The 17,331-nt window shown below is 38.5% G+C and carries 15 protein-coding genes and 1 other annotated feature; of the genes, 4 read left to right on the top strand and 11 right to left on the bottom strand.

Going from position 1 to position 17,331, the window contains the following annotated elements; genetic code table 11:
* Positions 1–54: 54 nt before the first annotated feature.
* Together I6E85_RS08580 and I6E85_RS08575 are read right to left on the bottom strand one after the other, a co-directional pair.
* Positions 55–1,704: a SpoIIE family protein phosphatase gene (locus I6E85_RS08580; protein ID WP_024589408.1), complete on the bottom strand. Its 1,650-nt coding sequence runs from the start codon at positions 1,702–1,704 to the stop codon at positions 55–57.
* Positions 1,704–2,009 (bottom strand): STAS domain-containing protein, encoded by a 306-nt coding sequence (locus I6E85_RS08575; RefSeq protein WP_002962948.1) that lies wholly within the window; start codon positions 2,007–2,009, stop codon positions 1,704–1,706. Before I6E85_RS08575 ends, I6E85_RS08580 begins: the two co-directional genes overlap by 1 nt.
* Before the next feature lie 135 nt (positions 2,010–2,144).
* Between I6E85_RS08575 and I6E85_RS08570 the strand changes: the two genes are divergently transcribed.
* Entirely contained in the window at positions 2,145–2,474 is a 330-nt protein-coding gene (locus I6E85_RS08570) for a translation initiation factor (RefSeq protein WP_007581414.1), read from the top strand.
* Between the two features lie 12 nt (positions 2,475–2,486).
* Here the strand turns inward: I6E85_RS08570 and I6E85_RS08565 are convergent, their stop codons facing one another.
* Positions 2,487–5,501 carry an EAL domain-containing protein gene (locus I6E85_RS08565; RefSeq protein WP_024589409.1) on the bottom strand — a complete coding sequence of 1,005 codons (3,015 nt, stop codon included), beginning with the start codon at positions 5,499–5,501 and terminating at the stop codon, positions 2,487–2,489.
* A 192-nt stretch (positions 5,502–5,693) separates the two neighbouring features.
* Positions 5,694–5,811: a sequence feature (Phe leader region), on the top strand.
* A gap of 44 nt (positions 5,812–5,855) precedes the next feature.
* Between I6E85_RS08565 and I6E85_RS08560 the strand changes: the two genes are divergently transcribed.
* Positions 5,856–7,013 (top strand): chorismate mutase, encoded by a 1,158-nt coding sequence (locus tag I6E85_RS08560; RefSeq protein ID WP_007581410.1) that lies wholly within the window; start codon positions 5,856–5,858, stop codon positions 7,011–7,013.
* Between the two features lie 125 nt (positions 7,014–7,138).
* On the opposite strand, the gene tyrA is transcribed toward I6E85_RS08560, so the two are convergent.
* The 6 genes from tyrA to ffh form a co-directional block, all read right to left on the bottom strand.
* The gene (tyrA, locus tag I6E85_RS08555; RefSeq protein WP_101164063.1) at positions 7,139–8,272 is read right to left on the bottom strand and encodes a bifunctional chorismate mutase/prephenate dehydrogenase; all 1,134 of its coding nucleotides are present in this window, start codon (positions 8,270–8,272) and stop codon (positions 7,139–7,141) included.
* 234 nt (positions 8,273–8,506) lie between these two features.
* Positions 8,507–8,866, bottom strand: a complete 360-nt coding sequence (gene rplS / locus I6E85_RS08550; RefSeq protein ID WP_007581406.1) for a 50S ribosomal protein L19 — start codon at positions 8,864–8,866, stop codon at positions 8,507–8,509.
* Between the two features lie 33 nt (positions 8,867–8,899).
* On the bottom strand, positions 8,900–9,667 hold the full coding sequence (gene trmD, locus I6E85_RS08545; RefSeq protein ID WP_007581405.1) for a tRNA (guanosine(37)-N1)-methyltransferase TrmD: 768 nt from the start codon (positions 9,665–9,667) through the stop codon (positions 8,900–8,902).
* Positions 9,667–10,203 carry a ribosome maturation factor RimM gene (gene rimM, locus I6E85_RS08540; protein ID WP_010554631.1) on the bottom strand — a complete coding sequence of 179 codons (537 nt, stop codon included), beginning with the start codon at positions 10,201–10,203 and terminating at the stop codon, positions 9,667–9,669. The genes trmD and rimM overlap by 1 nt, the downstream gene beginning before the upstream one ends.
* A gap of 17 nt (positions 10,204–10,220) precedes the next feature.
* Entirely contained in the window at positions 10,221–10,469 is a 249-nt protein-coding gene (gene rpsP / locus I6E85_RS08535) for a 30S ribosomal protein S16 (RefSeq protein WP_002962192.1), read from the bottom strand.
* A 260-nt stretch (positions 10,470–10,729) separates the two neighbouring features.
* Positions 10,730–12,109, bottom strand: a complete 1,380-nt coding sequence (gene ffh / locus I6E85_RS08530; protein WP_007581399.1) for a signal recognition particle protein — start codon at positions 12,107–12,109, stop codon at positions 10,730–10,732.
* A 252-nt stretch (positions 12,110–12,361) separates the two neighbouring features.
* Between ffh and I6E85_RS08525 the strand changes: the two genes are divergently transcribed.
* Together I6E85_RS08525 and I6E85_RS08520 are read left to right on the top strand one after the other, a co-directional pair.
* The gene (locus I6E85_RS08525) at positions 12,362–13,168 is read left to right on the top strand and encodes an inner membrane protein YpjD (protein ID WP_024589411.1); all 807 of its coding nucleotides are present in this window, start codon (positions 12,362–12,364) and stop codon (positions 13,166–13,168) included.
* A gap of 61 nt (positions 13,169–13,229) precedes the next feature.
* Positions 13,230–14,498, top strand: a complete 1,269-nt coding sequence (locus I6E85_RS08520) for an HlyC/CorC family transporter (protein ID WP_007581396.1) — start codon at positions 13,230–13,232, stop codon at positions 14,496–14,498.
* Between the two features lie 48 nt (positions 14,499–14,546).
* On the opposite strand, the gene I6E85_RS08515 is transcribed toward I6E85_RS08520, so the two are convergent.
* Together I6E85_RS08515 and gshA are read right to left on the bottom strand one after the other, a co-directional pair.
* Positions 14,547–15,158, bottom strand: coding sequence for a transglycosylase SLT domain-containing protein (locus tag I6E85_RS08515; protein WP_010554629.1), 612 nt, complete (start codon positions 15,156–15,158; stop codon positions 14,547–14,549).
* Between the two features lie 144 nt (positions 15,159–15,302).
* On the bottom strand, positions 15,303–16,880 hold the full coding sequence (gshA, locus tag I6E85_RS08510; RefSeq protein ID WP_024589412.1) for a glutamate--cysteine ligase: 1,578 nt from the start codon (positions 16,878–16,880) through the stop codon (positions 15,303–15,305).
* Positions 16,881–17,331 lie beyond the last annotated feature (451 nt).

Here is a 17,331-nt window from a genome sequence, read left to right as displayed (position 1 = left end):
GGCCATCCATACATCTAAAGTTTCGAGAATAATAGCATGGATATTTTTACAGAGCTAGCTCAACTTGTAGCACATTTCAACTTGGTTACCACTGGCGTTATAAGTGACTTTTTCGGCTATTTCTTCTAATAAAGACACCCCTCTGCCAAATTCGTTATTAGCCTTTGCCAACTCATCGTGCTTACTACTAAACCCTCGACCTGAATCACAAATAATAAAATATAAACTGAGCGTGTCGGGGCAATAGCGCATATCAATAATAATCATGGCATCTGTAAGTTTAGCAAGGGCAGCCTCTCTCAACTCGTAATATCGAAAAAAGCCGTCCTCTTGTTTTTTAATTTCTGAGTTAAGTCCTAATACACCATGATCAAGCGCATTGTTGTAAGCCTCAGACAACAGTAAAAATATATTAGAGCGATGGGTATTTAACCCCTCCACACTGCTTAAAATATTAACGACGTCGTAAACGGGGTCTGTTTTTTTTATTTGCTCTGAGTTTAAGCTCAAAGACAAATTAAAAGCTAAAGTAGAAAATGCTTCTCGCTCTTGTTCCACAGGAATTAAAGGCAAGCAGTTTAGTAAAACAATGCTTAAATCGTCTTGCTGTTTCGTACCATCAGCAAACTTAGTAACATTAGCAACTATGTCTTCACTACTAATCATCGATTTATTTTTTAAGGTTTGTAAAAATCGCTCTTCCCCAAAAAATATATCCTCTTTGTTTGCCGTTTCTATAATACCGTCGGTTGCTAATACTAGGCGTGTATTACTATTTGTTTCAAAATGGATAACTTCATATTCAAATTCTTGTTCATCTAAAATCCCCAGCGCCATATGCTGCGATTCTAATGTTTGTTTTACATTACCGTCTTTATCTATTAGGTACGCATCTGGCAGGCCGCCCATCCATGCAGAAACACTTTTACCTGATGCACTAAGCTCTATAATGGTTGCAGCACAAAACATATGCCCAGGTAGGAGGTTGTACAGTAGTGTATTTAGCTCGCTGGCAATATCGTTAACCGCCATGCCTTTTTGTACCATAGTATAAAACACACGAGAAGTTGGTAATGCACCAATAGCGGCTGCAAGGCCGTGCCCCGTAAAATCTCCCAGCATGCAATACAAATTACCGATTGGACTTTGCGCTACTAAAAACATATCGCCATTAAACATAGAGGCAGGTGATAAATTAAAATCTAAATACTCTTTAAACTTACCTTGGTTTTCTAATGAGTTATTAAAAATATGCTCAATTATTTCGTGTTCACGTTCAATTTGATTGTGATGATATTCAAGCAATTTTTTTTGCTGGTTTGCTTTTTTACTCAGCTCTCTGGTGCGAATATGTGCTTTAATTTTTGCATGCAAAATAACTTTTTCAAATGGTTTATGAATAAAGTCATCACCGCCTACCTCGAGGCAGTGCTCAAAACTTGCTTGATCGTCTAAGGAGGTTATAAAAATAATTGGTAAGTAAACTTCACTATATTGCTGCTTTATTTTTTCAGCGGCTTCAAAACCATCCATTACAGGCATTAAAACATCGAGTAAAACAACGTCTATTTGCTCTCCTTTAAGTACATTAAGCGCATCTAGCCCGTTATAAGCCACTGATATTTTATAACCCTCTTGCTCAAGCATTTTACTTAGTAAAATGCGATTGAGCGCCTGATCATCTACAATTAACACATGTATCATTAGCTAATATCAAACTTTTTATCAAAACGTGAAATTTGTAGAATTTTTCTAAGCTGAGGTTGGCAATTGCTTATTTCAATAGTTTTCACTTGGCTATCAATGGTTTTTTTCATGTTAAGTAACATGCCAAGTGCTGAGCTATCCATGTAGTCAGTCTCTCTTAAATCAATAATAACCTTTACTGTTTTTTCGCTCATTTGGGCATAAGCTTGGCGAAAAGATTGCACTAAATTAAAGTCAAATTTACCTTTGATTTGTATTGTTAATGTAGTGCCATCGACTGATTCATTCTTAGTTAAACTCATATTAAACTCCAATAATATTTCCTTTGAACTAAATATAACCTGTTAAAAGTATTTAGCAAAAAGAAAAACACACAACTTCAAATTTGCTATCATTTACGCCAATATTTAATTAATTTTTATCCATAAAGGTAAGGTATGAGTGATAGTCACTTAGTATATTCAACAAGTACGGGTCGCATTGACCAGCCAAAACCAGAAAAAGAGTTAGAAGCTAAGCTTTTTAAAGATGGTTTTATTCGCATTGAGCGTCAAACAAAAGGACGTAAAGGCAAAGGCGTAATGTTAGTTGTAGGCATTGATCCAAAAGATCATGATTTAAAAAAGTTAGCTAAAACTATAAAAAGCAAAATGGGCCAAGGCGGCGCAGTAAAAGAAGGCATTATTGAAGTACAAGGTGATGACCGCGATAAACTAAAAGCCATTTTAGAAGCGTTAAAATTTAAAGTTAAAATTGCGGGTGGTTAACCCGCAATTTTATTAACTACTTACTTCGCTATTCGAGAGTTCATTTAACCTTTCATACAATTTTGGCAGTTCGTGCTCAGCAATTGGTTTACTAAAATAATAGCCTTGTACAATGAAGCAATTATTATTTTGTAAAAACTGCATCTGCTCTATTGTCTCAACCCCTTCTGCGACCACGTCTAGCTTTAACTTTTGCGCCATGGCAATAATAGCGGCAGTGATTTCCATATCATTTGTATCCTCAGGGATATCTTTTACAAATGAACGGTCAATTTTCAATATATCAACCGGGAATCGTTTTAAGTAACTGAGTGACGAATAGCCAGTACCAAAATCATCAATAGAGATAGATATACCTAAGGCTTTAAGCTCGTGGAGTTGTGTAATTGCAGCTTCTACATTTCCCATTAGCATACTTTCAGTCAGCTCTAAGTGAAGGCGCTTAGCCGAAACACCCGTTCTAATTATCATTTTACTCAGTGTTGAGACTAAGCTTGAGTCTTTGAACTGGCGAGCCGATAAGTTTATCGATATATTATTTTCTAAGCCTTGCTTTGTTAATCTTACGGCAAAATCACAAGACTCTTGAAGCACCCATTCGCCTAATTCAACTATAAGGCCTGTCGCTTCTGCAATAGGAATAAATTTATCTGGAGGGATTGCGCCTTCAGTTGGGTGGAACCATCTTAATAACGCTTCATAGCCAATGACCTGATGAGTACGACTATCAACTTGAGGTTGGTAGTAAACTACAAACTGTTTTTCTTTTAGACCTATACGTAGCTCATTTTCAATAAATAAACGCTCATTAGCGGCTGCGTTCAATTCTTGGCTATAAAAATGGAATGTATTACGCCCTTTTGCTTTTGCTTCATACATTGCTAAGTCAGCATGTTTTAATAACTGATCTTCTTCTAGGCTATCGTACGGAGCCATTGTAATACCAATACTAGCGCTCACAATAACTTCATTACTACCTAGTTTTATAGGCACATTCAGTGTTTTTTGAATTGTATTGGCAACATCAGTCGCGTGAGCTTGGCTTTCTATACCACTGAGCAACACTGCAAATTCATCACCACCTAAGCGCGCTATGGTGTCCTCGGCTCGTAAACGTTTTTTAAGTCTGTTTGCCACTTCAATTAATAATTGATCGCCAGCATCGTGACCTAATGTATCGTTAATACGTTTAAATTCGTCTAAATCAAAGTAAAACAAAGCAAATGCATAATGCCCGCGTTCTGCTAATGCCATTGATTTACGTAATTGCATTCTAAAAAACGTTCTGTTGGCAAGACCAGTAAGGGTGTCAAAGTAAGCAAGCTGCTCCATTTTACGCTGGCTTTCTTTGACAAACGAAATGTCTTGTGCAGATGCTACATAGCTGGTTATTTCACCGCCCTCTTCACGAATTGGCGAAACACTTAAAGATACCCAAATTGGCTCTTTATTCAAGCCTTGAATTAATGTATCACCGCGCCAGTAATTACGGCTGCGTAAATCTATGTCTATATCTTCAACTAAAATAGACATTTCTGAGGCAATAATATTAAGTAATGGTGCTCTATTAAAATGACTTTCTGGGTAGCCTGTCATTTCGAGCATTTTTGGATTTACGTATTCAATTACAAATTTCTCATCGGTGATCACAACGCCTGTGCCCGAGAATGCTACCGCTTTAGATAAACGGTTAGCTGCTTTTTCAGCAATTTCTTTTTCTGTAATTCTCTGGTTTAAGCCATCGATAAGTTTGCGAATTTCTACCGTCATGTCTCTAAATGAGCCATTAAGCGTGCCAATTTCATCTTTGTTTTCTGGTGGGAATTCTGTAGTTAATTGACCTTTGCCAAAACTTGTAACTGCATAAACCAAAGTATGTAAACGGCGAAGGACTAGTTGATAAAGCGCTTGATGCAGCAATAAGGCAACTAATATTGCGTATAAAATAAAGAGACCAAAAAACTTCAGTTTTAAATCTTGTAATGCAGATAACGTCGATGAACGCTTTTTATATACCCCTATGTACCAATCTAAGTCATCAATCTTACGAATATTGATAATATGAGCTTCGTCATTTTTTTCAAACGAATTTGCGTATTCAGGTAACTTCACCGCAATTACATCGTCAATAATCGACTGCAGCGCTGGGTTTACAAATTCGTTAGTAGCGAGTGCTTTATTATCACTACCATAGTCAGCTAGTAAGGTCGGATTTAAATCTGGGTGTGCTAACAATTGCCCTTTACTATCAAACACAAGTAGGTGTTTTTCTTTATCACCAACAGGTAAAAACGAAATAAGTTTGTTGAGGGAAATATCGCTCCCCGTCACACCTAAAAACTCATTATCGACATAAACAGGCACTAGTAAGCTAATAACCCATTTGCGCCATACTGTATCGTAATAGACTTTTGACCATGCAGGCTCTCTTACTGTTTCAAGCGTACTTTTAATCGATTTATAAGTTGAGCCATTCGTTGCTCTAAAGTCGGCAGGTGCGTTTAATGCCCAATTTGGAGGAGAAACACGAATAAAATCATCATCTGTTATTAGATAAAAGTTAAAAAAGTCGTGTACCAGTGTAGGAGAAATTATACGCCACAGCATCTCAGAATCATTAAATAGGCGTTTATAAAAAGGAGAGTAATTTTGCTGTGGTAAAAATGCTGCTGATAAACCATCAGCCGAGGCACTTCGAATCGTACCGTCACTATTAAATTGTAACTGTGATTTATTGCTTAAATTAATTGGTGAATTGGGTTGAAAAAGTTGTTGTGTTACTACGTTATTAGCTTGCTGAGCAATATTTACTTTTGTTTTAATGCGCTCATTAAATTGCTTTACTAATAAATCTGTCGAGCTTTTTAAAACTTCGTGTTCTTCAAAAACGAGTTGTTTCTCTTCAGATTTAAGCATTAAGGCAGCCGCACATACCCCAGCTATTAAGCAAATAGCGGATATGAGTAGCGATAGTTTTACACTTAAAGAATTCAATCCAAAACGCGATGGAGGGCGTCTGTAAACCACGGGTCAACCTTAATTATTAATAATTGTTATTATTTGAACCAGTTAACGAAATATACCAGATCCGGATTCATATTTATAAATTATTTGTAAACTTTCTATAAAAACTAATATAGTGAAATAAATAGTACTCCAAGCTTATTTAGATCTTTATTGACATTGGTAGCAACTCTCCATACATTAACTGCATGAACATATTTATCTCTCGCACTTTTTTTTCGTTTTTTAGCTTCTTTATATAGAAGAGGCTTCCCTGTTTGTGAGATAAAATCAATCGAATAGTAAAGCCTCCCAACCGGGAGGCTTTTTTGTTTTTGCTGTGTAATAACAGCCTACTTTTGGAATGAGGATACCAAAATGACAAATGATGTATTAAATGCACTAAGACACGATATAAATGAGATAGACTCCGATTTACTCGTGTTATTAGCTAAACGTCGTCGTATTAGCCACGGTGTGGTTGAGTATAAAATTGCTAACAACAAGCCAATTCGCGATGAAGCACGTGAACTCGCACTTTTAGAGAAACTGATTGGTTATGGTAAATCACTAGGTTTGGATGCTTACTACGTGAATAATGTTTTTCAAACTATTTTGGAAGACTCAGTTTTACACCAACAAGCAATGCTACAAAAAAACCTGAATCCAGATGCCCTTAGTGAAACACACCGTGTAACTTACTTAGGTGGTCAGGGTTCTTATAGTCAACTAGCGTGCCATAAATATTTTAGCCGCCGCCCGGGGAAATTAGTTGAAATTGGCTGTACATCGTTTGACGAAATAACAGGTAAAGTAGAAAACGGACAAGCTGATTTTGGCTTATTACCCATTGAAAACACAAGCTCTGGCAGTATTAACGAGGTGTTTGACTTATTACAGCACGCGCAAGTGTCTATTGTTGGAGAAGTAACTCACAGTGTAGAGCATTGCTTACTCGCCAACCCTGATACTGAACTTAGTCAACTAACAAAAATATTTGCACACCCACAACCATTTGCGCAGTGCAGCCGTTTTTTACAGGGCTTAGGTGATTTACAACACGAAACATGTGACTCAACATCAAGCGCGCTACAATCAGCTCTGAACACTCCATACAGTGCTGCAATTGGCTCTGCACAAGCGGGGAAAAACGTAGGGCTTGAGGTTATTAAATCAAACCTAGCTAATCAAAGCGAAAACCATAGCCGCTTTATTGTTGTTGCACGTAAGCCTCTACAAGTGTCTAACCAAATTCCAACTAAAACTAGTTTGATCATGTCGACAAAACAACAAGCGGGCTCACTAGCCGATGCGTTAATGATTTTTAAGCAGCATAAGATTAATTTAGTAAAACTTGAATCTCGCCCTACTCCGGGCAATCCGTGGGAAGAAGTTTTTTATGTTGACCTAGAAGCAAACTTAGCTGAAAGCCAAGTAAAAGAAGCGCTAGAAGAACTTAAAGAGCACACCCAATATGTACGTATTTTAGGATGCTACCAAAGCGAGTCACTACAGGCAGTAAGCGTTAATACTTAATAAGCAATTTTACAAATCAAAAAGGGCCGATATCGGCCCTTTTTCGTTAACTAGTACCAGTCTGCATAAATATTTTAGCAATTTAACGAATTAAATCCCCACTTAAGCAAACGGTATAACAAATATTAATCTAAAACTTTTGAATCATTCGCTTTATTTAATAAGCTTCGGCTTTGCGTTAAAAAGTGTTCTGTCGAGTCAGAAAAGTAAACTTTCGCCTCAGCAAAAGAATCAATAAGCGCGGCTTTATCTCCCGCTTTTAATTTTGCTAATGTACTTGCAAAGGTATCTTGGTACTGTGCAAGTAAGGTTTCTACATCATCGAATTGTGCTAGCATAATATCTGAGTACAGCTCAGGCGACTGTGCAAATAAACGCCCTACCATCATCAGTTCTAATTGATATATAGGTGACGAGCAGCTACGTAATTCTTCTAGTGTATGACTTTGTTTTGCTAGAAATTGTCCGTACACAAATGTCGTTAAATGGCGCATTACCTGAATAATTTGCATTGCTTCATCATGCTTTTTAGCATCAAGCTCAACAAGCTGACAACCCCATACTTGTAACTGTTGTAGCAAGCCTTTTGCCGCTTGGTGCTCTCGTCCTTCACATACAACGACTGTTTGTTTTACCCAGTGTGATATATCAGGCCCAAACATAGGATGTAAACCAACCACAGGGCCACTATGCGCAGCTTTTAGTGCTTTAATAGGCGATTGCTTTACCGATGTAATATCTACAAGTAAACAGTCATCATCTAGTTTAGGTAACTTAGCAACGACAACGTCCAATGCATTAATAGGTACGCTAATCATTACCAGCTTGGCACCTTTTAAAATACTTTTCGCATCGTTTTGCTGATCTTTATCTAAAATTTTAACTTCGTAACCTGAGCGAATAAACTGCTGTGCAAATAACTGGCCCATGGCGCCTTGACCACCCACAATTACAATTGGCGAAAGCTCTGGCGCTGCGCATGCAAGTTTTGCTTGTTGGTTTTGATAGGCTTCTCGCATCATGCGTCTAAGTATATCTTCAACGAGATCTGGGCTTACATTTTGATTTATTGCTTCTTGTCGTCTTGCCGCTAATAGCTCTGCTTCACGGGCAGGTGCATGTAAAGGTGCGCCTGTTTGTTGTTTTATCTCACCAATTTTTTGCGTAATACCATTACGTTTAGCGAGTAAGGCAACAAGTTGTGCATCGCATTCATCTATACCTTCTCTTAGCTGTGCTAAATCACTTATGTCAGCCACGTTCGTCCCACCTTAAAAAACCAAATAACGTAAATATAAATTTACATAAAAGTAAACTAATCAATACGATAAATACTAACAGGATCAGCTAACTGAGAAAAGGCTAAAGCGGAAATTTTACTAATGAGGAATTGAGAATTGAGAATTGAGAATTGAGAAATAATATTCTAAAACCAAAACGGGTTGCAACCCGAAGGATGCAACCCGTTTTTTTGCGTTGATAAACAGCGCGTATTAGTTAAGTTTTTCTCTAATACGTGCAGATTTACCAGAACGCTCACGTAGATAGTAAAGCTTAGCACGGCGAACTGCACCGCGACGCTTAACTGTTACGCTATCAATAAGAGGGCTGTGCGTTTGGAATACACGCTCAACGCCTTCACCGTTCGAGATTTTACGAACTGTGAATGCTGAGTGAAGACCACGATTACGCTTAGCGATTACAACACCTTCAAAGGCCTGTAGACGCTCTTTAGCACCTTCTTTTACTTTTACCTGTACAACCACTGTATCACCAGGGCCAAATGCAGGTACGTCTGTTTTAAGCTGCTCATCTTCAAGCGCTTTAATAATATTTTGGTTTACTTTTGCCATTATGTTTCTCACTTTCCTAGGTGTAACTGTCTTCTAGCCACAAGCTTTTTGGTACTCTTGCTGAAATTTCGCGAGTAATACCGCTTGCTCCTCAGTCAGAGCTAGGTTATGCAACAAGTCAGGACGTCGTAACCAAGTTCTGCCTAATGACTGCATAAGCCGCCATTTTGCTATCTCTTGGTGGTTACCACTGAGTAATACAGCAGGAACCTGTTTGTCGTCCAATGTTTCTGGTCGTGTATAGTGTGGACAATCTAACAAGCCATCCGAAAACGAATCTTGTTCTGCTGACTGGTTATGACCTAACACACCTGGCACTAATCGCGCTACTGCGTCAATTAATGTCATGGCAGGTAGTTCACCACCACTCAAAATAAAATCACCAATTGACCATTCTTCGTCAACATATGATTCTATTATTCTCTCATCTATACCTTCATAGCGACCGGCAATCAAAATCAGTTTTTTAGAGTTAGCGAGTTCGCTAGCACCTTGCTGATCAAGTTTGCGCCCTTGCGGGGACATATAAATTACTTTAGCACCATCACCAGCTGCTTTTTTAGCTTCGGCAATCGCTTTTTTTAATGGCTCAACCATCATTAACATACCAGGTCCGCCCCCGTAAGGACGGTCATCTACGGTTCTATGCTTATCTAAAGCGTAGTCTCGCGGATTCCAGCAGTTAAAATCAATTAAGCCATTTTTTACTGCGCGACCGGTAACACCTTGGTCTGTAATAGCGTCAAACATGTCTGGAAAAAGGCTTATCACCCCTACCCATAATGAACTAGTTTGCGTCATTAAAAACCAGGATCCCAGTCTACGGTAATTTCTCTTGCATCGTATTTAACTTCTTTAATAACTGAATCAGTTAAAAAAGGAATCAAACGCTCAGCTTGACCAAATGCGTCTTTACTGTTTGCTTTAACAACCAGTACGTCATTTGATCCTGTCTCCATCAGGTCATCAACAATGCCTAAGCTATAACCTTTATCGGTTACAACAGACATGCCAATGAGATCTCGCCAATAGAACTCACCTTGCGGGAGTTCTGGTAAATGCGCTGCATCCATTGAGATTTCAGCATGGGTATAAGCCATTGCTTCGTCTCGGTCGTTTACCTGCGCAAATTTAGCGATAAAGCCTTTGTTGTGGCGACGCCAGTCGACCACTTCTAAGGACTGCCATTTACCTTGCTGCCCTATCAACCACGGGCTGAAATCGAAGATCCCTACGGGATCATCAGTAAATGAATGTACCTTAAGCCAGCCCTTTATACCATATGGGGCACCGAGCTTTCCTACGACAATTATTGATGAGGTGTTCTCTTGACTCATGGTTACACTTACGCCTATTAAGCCGCTTTACGAGCGTCTTTTACTAACTTAGCTACGCGATCTGAAAGAGATGCGCCCTGACCTACCCAGTGTTCAACACGTGGTAAATCTAAACGAATTTTTTCTTCTTGACCTGAAGCAATTGGGTTAAAAAAGCCTACTTTCTCGATGAAGCGACCGTCACGCGAGAAACGGCTATCCGCAACCACAATTTGATAGAAAGGGCGTTTTTTAGCGCCACCACGTTGCAAACGAATAGTTACCATACCGTCCTCTATAAAGATTGACTGTTTTCATTAATAAGATTTACTCCCCAGAATGGGGAGCTGGGGAATTGTACGAGTTTTTGGCAATAACGCAAGTAAGAAGTGAACCAAAAAGGCAGTTTAGTAGGTTAAACCGTGATCTCAACGACAAATAAGAGTTAAAGGTGTATTACATGCATAATTTATTCAACAAAAAAGGAGCTATTTGCTCCTTTAAATATGATTCGCTATTATTTTAAAAAGTAACTTAATGGTACTTTTTAAAATTTAGGACCGCCGCCGCCCATCATTCCAGGTGGTAACATGCCTTTCATACCGCGCATCATTTTAGTCATACCGCCTTTACCTTTCATTTTTTTCATCATTTTTTGCATTTGCGTAAACTGCTTAAGCAACTTATTAATCTCTTGTACTTGTGTACCAGAGCCAGCTGCTATGCGTTTTTTACGCGAACCTTTAATGATTTCTGGGCGTGCACGCTCTTTTTTAGTCATAGAGCTAATAATAGCTTCCATTTGAATAAATGTTTTATCACCCATTTGACCTTTAACAGCATCTGGTAAGTTAGACATACCAGGGAGCTTATCAAGCATTGACATCATGCCACCCATGCTTTTCATTTGCTTTAATTGGTCAGCAAAATCATCAAGAGTAAAACCTGCGCCTTTAAATACTTTTTCAGCAACTCTAGCAGCTTGCTCTTTATCTACTTTCATCTCGACTTCTTCGATTAATGAAAGTACGTCACCCATGCCTAAAATACGCGACGCTATACGGTCTGGGTGGAAAGGTTCAAGTGCGTCAGTGCGCTCACCCACACCCATAAACTTAATAGGCTTGCCAGTGATGTGACGAATAGATAAAGCAGCACCACCACGCGCATCACCATCAGTTTTTGTTAATATAACACCGGTAAGTGGTAATGCTTCGTCGAATGCTTTAGCTGTATTCGCCGCATCTTGACCTGTCATTGCATCAACAACGAACAAGGTTTCAATTGGATTGATTGCTTTGTGAAGATCTTTAATTTCATCCATCATGTTGCTATCAACATGTAGACGACCTGCAGTATCAACAAGTACTACATCTATAAATTTCTTTTTAGCATGAGAAATTGCAGCGGTTGCAATATCAACTGGCTTTTGCGAAATATCACTTGGGAAGAAATCAACATCAACTTCTGCTGCAAGCGTTTCTAGCTGTTTAATAGCCGCAGGGCGATAAACATCGGCACTTACTACAAGTACTGATTTCTTTTTTCGCTCTTTTAAAAACTTAGCAAGCTTAGCTACACTGGTGGTTTTACCCGCACCTTGTAGACCCGCTACCATTACAACGGCTGGCGGTTGCGCATTTAGACTTAGCTCTTCATTAGCCTCGCCCATTGCTTTTTCTAGTTCTTCACGCACTATTTTTATAAATACTTGGCCTGGGCTTAAGCTTTTTGTAACTTCAACCCCAACTGCGCGTTCTTTAACTTGTTTTACAAAGTCGCGAACAACAGGCAATGCCACATCGGCTTCTAAAAATGCCATACGCACTTCGCGAAGTGTGTCTTTTATGTTGTCTTCCGTCAGACGGCCACGGCCACTGATATTTTTTAAGGTTTTACCTAATCGTTCTTGGAGGTTCTCAAACATGTAACGGTTCCGATAAGACGTTTATATCAATCCATTTATATTTATGATTAATTTGATTTTTCAATTAACCTAGATTGACTTATTAAGTTTCAATTAAAAGTAGTATACCGTATATGGCGTCTTACAATATAGTGTTCAAGTGCACCTTGATGAGTTTCTTTTTTTAAGGTCTATGCATTTGCTTTGCTATAAAATACAATGGCTGTATAACAACAAGGATTATTTTGTCTCAAATTAAGTGGCCCAAGCACAATGCTGATTATTAGTTTAACTATTATTGCCAGTTTATTTTATGTGTTAGCAACGTCTCACGTGCTTTCACGGCTGTTTCATCAACAAGGCCCTAGCCAAAAAGTAACCGTTATTTTAAGCACGGTTGCTATAGTGGCGCACATGCTGCTATTAGTTAACTCTGTTTTTAGAGCCGACGGTCAAGATTTAAGTATCGTAAACGTCGCTCTTTTGACGTGCTGGGTGATTGTGGTCTCGGTGACGGCTGTCTCGCTAAAATTCCCTGCAACTTTATTGTTGCCCGTTGTTTATGGTTTTGGTGCCTTACTAACCATTGCCAGTTTATTTATTCCTCATCATATTTTATTGCAAAGTATTAATATTGAGGTGGGTTTAGTAACGCACATCTCTTTATCTTTGTTAGCCTACTGTATTTTAATTATCGCCACTTTATATGGTGTACAGTTTTACTTTATTGATAAACGTTTAAAACGTAAAGATTTAGCAATTGTGCATAGCCATCTTCCGCCTTTAATGGTTGTGGAGCGCCAGCTTTACCAACTTCTTAATTTAGGCACTATATTACTCACATTTGCATTACTTTCAGGGTTTGTATTTCTTGATGGAATGTTCGCTAAAGAGTTCATTCATAAAACAATATTATCGTTAGTTGCGTGGGCTATTTTTACCGTTGTAGCTATCGGGCATATGAAAAAGGGTTGGCGCGGTAAACCGGTGGTTATTACAATCATGGTCGCTGCATTTGTCCTCACACTCGCTTATTTTGGCAGCCGTTTCATACAAGAAGTGATACTAAATAAGTTTTAACTTGACTCTGCTTGCTCACTCTAGCTTAATACGCATTGATTTATAAGAAAAGGATCCATCGTTGGACGACATATCGACAAGTACCCTATTTATCATTTTAGGTTTTTTGGTGCTTTTTTCTGCTTATTTTTCTGGTTCAGAAACCGGAATTATGTCAATCAATCGTATACGCCTGCGACACCTCGCTAAAGAGGATCATCGTGCAGCTAAACGAGTCAGTAAATTACTTAGCCGTCCAGATAGGCTCATCGGTTTAATCTTAATCGGTAATAACCTTGTTAATATTGCAGCAGCCCAAGTTGCAACCATTATAGGTATTCGTCTTTATGGTGACCTCGGTATTGCAATAGCTACAGGTGTGTTAACTTTAGTCGTGCTTATATTTGCTGAAGTAACCCCTAAAACCCTTGCTGCTCTTTATCCTGAAAAAGTTGCCTTTCCAAGCTCTATTATTTTAAAAGGGCTACTTAAAATAATGTTTCCTTTTGTCGTGGTTATTAACTGGATGACAAACGGTATACTGCGGTTATTTGGTATTAGTGCTGCTCAAATCGACGAACACAGCATGAGTAAAGAAGAATTAAAAACAGTACTCAATGAGTCAGGCGCACTTATTCCTGCTCGTCATCAAAGTATGCTGACTTCAATTTTAGATTTAGAACAAGTAACCGTTGAAGATATTATGATCCCACGAAACGAAATTGTGGCCATTGATATAAATGACGATTGGAAACTAATTAGTCGCCAGCTTACCCATGCACAACATACTCGTGTGTTGTTGTATCGCGATAATATAGATGATGCAGTAGGTTTTATTCACTCACGTGATGCGCTTCGTTTACTTACAAAAGAGCAATTTGATAAACCATCTTTGCTACGAGCTGTACGTGAAATTTACTTTATCCCTGAAGGAACATCACTAAATACTCAGCTATTAAAGTTTCAGCAATCTAAAGAACGCATAGGCTTAGTGGTAGATGAGTATGGCGACATCCAAGGCCTAGTGACCCTAGAAGATATTTTAGAAGAAGTTGTTGGCGATTTTACAACTACGCAAACTCGTACGCCGAGCGAAGAAGTAGAAACACAAACTGATGGCTCATGTATTGTGGATGGCGGCGCTAACGTACGCGATTTAAATAAAGAAATGGGTTGGGATTTCCCGCTCGATGGACCTAAAACTTTGAGTGGTTTAATTGTTGAATACTTGGAGAATATTCCTGATGCAAATATTAGTTTGCGTATCGCGGGATATCCTATTGAAGTACTCGAAGTAAAAGAAAATATGATAAAACAAGTGAAGATACTGCCGAATAAGCGTTCTCGCTAAATAAAAAAGGAGCCAATTGGCTCCTTTTTTATATCCATTAATAACTATCTAGCCAAATATAAGACGTTCAAACCAACCTTTATCAAGCTCTTCTTCGCAGTGTTTTAATTGAGCGCCATAGCGGCTCGCTCTGTGCTTAACTTTGTTCGCAACACCCATTAGCCACTTTTTCTTTTTGTACGTGCCACGCTTATAACCACCCCAGCCTTCATGATAATTAAGGTATTGTGCGTAAGCATCCCATTTAGATATTTTATTTACTTTATGGGTTTTATAAACAAACCACGCCATAAAGTCGATTGCATCGTCAAAGTCGTCTCTATCAGCACCGTTGTTGCCTGTTTCACGAATATAATCAGACCATGTTGGTGTTTTAGCTTGCGAGTAACCATAGGCATCACTTGCGCGACCGGTAGGAATTATCCATAAGAAGTACTCCATAGGCGGAGCGGCATCATGCTTAAATGAGCTTTCTTGGTACATCATACTCATGAGTACATGCTTGGGAGAACCCCATTTTTCTTGTGCATCTTTTGCGTCGAAATACCAATCTGGCTTTTCTTCAAAAATTTTACATAAATCGTTAGGTTGCTTTGGAGGCGCTGTAGCACAACCGGCTAAAGTAATGGCGAGAGATAGGATAATTGCATTTTTTTTCATTTTTCTAAGATCTCACAGAACTTTTTTAAAAAGTGTGGGTCTGACTCAATGAATGCAGCAGTACAGCATTAATTCATCCCTGAATATATTTACGCAGCCAACTTAGGCTGCGTTTTTTTGCTTAAATTTTGCTAAATACCAAGGTTATTTACCGTCAAAATACGCATCTAAAAACGCGGTAAATGACTGGGTATCTGCTTGCTCAATTGCAGCTTGTGCTTCGTTAGACTCTACAACTTGTTGTTCCAGCCAAGGCTTTAAAAACTCGCTGTAGTCAGTGTCTGCGTGGCTTTGCTTATATTTACTAGCCAATGCTAGTGCAAAGTGGCCGTTGTCTAAACCAGACTCTTTCAATTGTGACACGTAACGTCCAGAGTAAGTAAGCTCTGGATTATGTATCCACGTTGCCATGCGCTTTATAGTATCTGAGTAATAGTTAACACCATAAGCATTATCCATCCATTTAGCGACATCAGTAAGCTGGGTAAATATTTCATCGCCCCACGACTGAAGGCTACGCTGTGTGTTATTAAAGTTAAGCATTAGCCCTTCTTCTCGACCTTGGTTTACTACTGTGTCGAGATTTTCAGTACTACGTGCTTGTTCTTTCCAATCCATTGGAGCTGAATCTTTTAATAAACAATACGTTAAAAACACATCTAAAAAGTGAATTTGCTCAATATCAATACCAACTTCGCTAAACGGGTTAACGTCTAATGCGCGAATTTCTACGTATTCAATACCTGCTCGAAGCAATGCATCCGTTGGCGTTTCGCCACTTTTCGCATTACGCTTAGGACGAATTGGCGAGTAAAATTCGTTTTCAATCTGCAGAATATTTTTATTTAACTGCTTAGGGTTTTCACTCTTGTAGTCATCAAGATCACCATAAATTTCTGATGGTGTGTTGATTGCTTTTTTAAGGCCCGCTACATATTCATCTAACGAGTTATACATTACGCGTAGTGACGACTGAGCGCTATTTGTATAACCTAAATTACCTAAACGCAGTGCTGTACCAACTTCTAAGTAAAGCGTGCCTTTACCTAGTTTTTTAAATGGTAAGTCGGTTTTTCGACCTTGCAAAAATGAGTTACACAATGCTGGCGATGCGCCAAACATGTAACTTATTAGCCATAGTTCGCGTTTAAAGTTACGAATAAGGGATAAGTAACCTTCTGAAATAAAATCTTGAAGGCTTGCATTACTTTGTTGTAACGAATGAAGTGACTGCCAAAGCGTATCTGGGAATGAAATATTAAAGTGAACACCCGCAATTGCTTGCATCATACTACCGTAGCGATTTTTTAATCCTTCACGGTATAGTGTTTTCATTTGACCAGTATTTGAACTACCAAATTGAGCTAGCACTATATCGTCTTGGTGCTCAATAAAACACGGCATACTAATGGGCCAAAGTAGTTCATCGCCCATTTTTTCTAGAGTGAACTTTTGAAGGTCTTTTAATTGCTTAAGCGTTTGCGTTGACGATTCACTAACTGGAGTAATAAATTCAAGTAAAGACTCAGAAAAATCAGTTGTAATATGGCCGTTAGTTAACGCACTGCCCACACCTTTTGGGTGACCTTGAGGTGATATAACACCATTATCTTGTATTCTTAGCGACTCTCGCTCTATGCCACGTTTAATGCCTTTAACTGCATGTTGGTGCTCATTTACTGATAACGCTTCAAGTGCGTTAGCTAAATCATGTGTTGTCAAAAAATCTTTCCTCGGGCCACGTGGCTTAATCATAAGGTTATGGGGGCTAATTACTTAGACTCAAGATTAATACCAATTTTATTGAAAATATGATCATTCTATCGCATTAAATAGCGCACTCACTGCGTTAAAAATTATTCATATAGAACAACTACATGTCATAATTTTTGCCTTGTTATTGTGCTATTTTCTTAGCGCTATAATAGATCACTTATTTAATGCAACTGGTATAAATTGCTAAGAACAATATAATTTCTCTAAGTTAATAATTATTTACCCACTCTATACATGCGCTTAATATGACCAACATCATTATATTAAGTCGTAATATTGCCATTGCTCTGGGCATTATACAAATGCTTTAAATGCGTATTTAAGTATAAATTAAATACGCAAAATATAAGCCCAAAATAATAGACCGGAACTTATTTAAAATGAGTTCAATTTAGCT

It is taken from the genome of Pseudoalteromonas sp. NZS71 (assembly GCF_015864715.1).
GTDB classification, from domain to species: Bacteria; Pseudomonadota; Gammaproteobacteria; order Enterobacterales; family Alteromonadaceae; genus Pseudoalteromonas; species Pseudoalteromonas arctica.
This window is presented reverse-complemented; position numbering and strand designations above follow the sequence as displayed.

Bases quoted from the DNA above. Each gene is read 5' to 3' on its own strand.
- I6E85_RS08580 (WP_024589408.1), bottom strand. From the start codon at position 1,704: ATGATACATGTGTTAATTGTAGATGATCAGGCGCTCAATCGCATTTTA.
- I6E85_RS08575 (WP_002962948.1), bottom strand. From the start codon at position 2,009: ATGAGTTTAACTAAGAATGAATCAGTCGATGGCACTACATTAACAATA.
- I6E85_RS08570 (WP_007581414.1), top strand. From the start codon at position 2,145: ATGAGTGATAGTCACTTAGTATATTCAACAAGTACGGGTCGCATTGAC.
- I6E85_RS08560 (WP_007581410.1), top strand. From the start codon at position 5,856: ATGACAAATGATGTATTAAATGCACTAAGACACGATATAAATGAGATA.
- rplS (WP_007581406.1), bottom strand. From the start codon at position 8,866: ATGGCAAAAGTAAACCAAAATATTATTAAAGCGCTTGAAGATGAGCAG.
- trmD (WP_007581405.1), bottom strand. From the start codon at position 9,667: ATGACGCAAACTAGTTCATTATGGGTAGGGGTGATAAGCCTTTTTCCA.
- rimM (WP_010554631.1), bottom strand. From the start codon at position 10,203: ATGAGTCAAGAGAACACCTCATCAATAATTGTCGTAGGAAAGCTCGGT.
- rpsP (WP_002962192.1), bottom strand. From the start codon at position 10,469: ATGGTAACTATTCGTTTGCAACGTGGTGGCGCTAAAAAACGCCCTTTC.
- ffh (WP_007581399.1), bottom strand. From the start codon at position 12,109: ATGTTTGAGAACCTCCAAGAACGATTAGGTAAAACCTTAAAAAATATC.
- I6E85_RS08525 (WP_024589411.1), top strand. From the start codon at position 12,362: ATGCTGATTATTAGTTTAACTATTATTGCCAGTTTATTTTATGTGTTA.
- I6E85_RS08515 (WP_010554629.1), bottom strand. From the start codon at position 15,158: ATGAAAAAAAATGCAATTATCCTATCTCTCGCCATTACTTTAGCCGGT.